General features: G+C 70.9%; 2 protein-coding genes. Both read right to left on the reverse strand.

Translation table 11 applies throughout. The features are described 5' to 3' along the window. The coding region (locus tag ELR45_RS11435; RefSeq protein ID WP_129666073.1) for an ATP-binding cassette domain-containing protein at nucleotides 1–355 on the reverse strand (355 nt) is incomplete at its 3' end. Nucleotides 356–389: 34 nt separating this feature from the next. Beyond that, on the reverse strand, nucleotides 390–1,124 hold a 735-nt coding region (locus ELR45_RS11440; protein ID WP_205856419.1), incomplete at its 5' end, for an ABC transporter ATP-binding protein.

Here is a 1,124-nt window from a genome sequence, read left to right on the forward strand (position 1 = left end):
GCTTCAGTCCCCGTGACCCGAGCTCGGTGATGTCCTCGCCCGCGAAGCGGATGCTCCCTGCCACCGGGTCCGCCATCCGCAGCACGGTCTGGATCGCCGTGGTCTTGCCCGAACCGGACTCGCCGACGATCGCCAGCATCTCGCCGCGGTCGACGCTGAACGACACCCCGTCGACGGCGCGCACCACCTGCCGGGGAGCGCGCCGCAGCGTCCCGACGATGCCACGGGGCACCGGGAAATGTGTCACCAGCCCGTCGACCTGTAGCAACGTCGCGTCCGTGCTCACCGCGTTTACCGTCGTCCCGCTCACTGTCGTACCGCTCGCTGTCGTACCGCTCGCCGTGGTCTCACTCACCGTCGCCACCTTCCTCGCGGCCGCCTCCCCATGATCATGGCGACCACCCCAGCTCTAGCTCGCGCGCGGCCTCGAACAGCTTGCGCGTGTACGGATGCACCGGGTCCGTGTGCAACGCGTCGATATCCCCGTTCTCGACGACCTCGCCGGCGTACATCACGGCCGCGCGCTGGCACACCTGCGCCACCACCGGCAGATCGTGGGTGACGAGGACGACGGCCAGCCCGAGCTCGCGCCGCAGCCGGTCCAGCAGGTCGAGCACCTGCGCCTGCACGATCACGTCGAGCGCCGTCGTCGGCTCGTCGGCGAGCAGGACCTTCGGCTCACATGCCAGCGCCATCGCGATCGCAGCGCGCTGGCGCATACCGCCGGAGAACTCGTGCGGGTAGCGCTTTGCCCGCTCCGGCGGGATCCCGACCAGATCGAGCAGCTCGCCGACGCGGCGGGTGGCGGACTTGCCGTCGGCGACGCCGTGCACCCGCATCGGCTCGGCGATCTGGTCCCCGACCGTCGCGACCGGGCTGAACGCGTTCATCGCGCCCTGGAACACCATGGCGATGTCGGTCCACCGGTGCGGGCGGAAACTTGCCTCACCCCGGGCGAGCAGGTCGTCGCCGCCGAGCCTGATCTCACCGGCGACGGTCGCCGACGGCGGGAGCAGGCCCATGAGCGCCAGGATCGCGGTGGTCTTGCCGCACCCGGACTCGCCCACCAGCCCGAGTCCCTCGCTGGCGGACACGTCCATCGACACTCCGCGCAGCGCATGCAC

This window comes from Phytoactinopolyspora endophytica, assembly GCF_004138495.1.
Lineage (GTDB): Bacteria > Actinomycetota > Actinomycetes > Jiangellales > Jiangellaceae > Phytoactinopolyspora > Phytoactinopolyspora endophytica.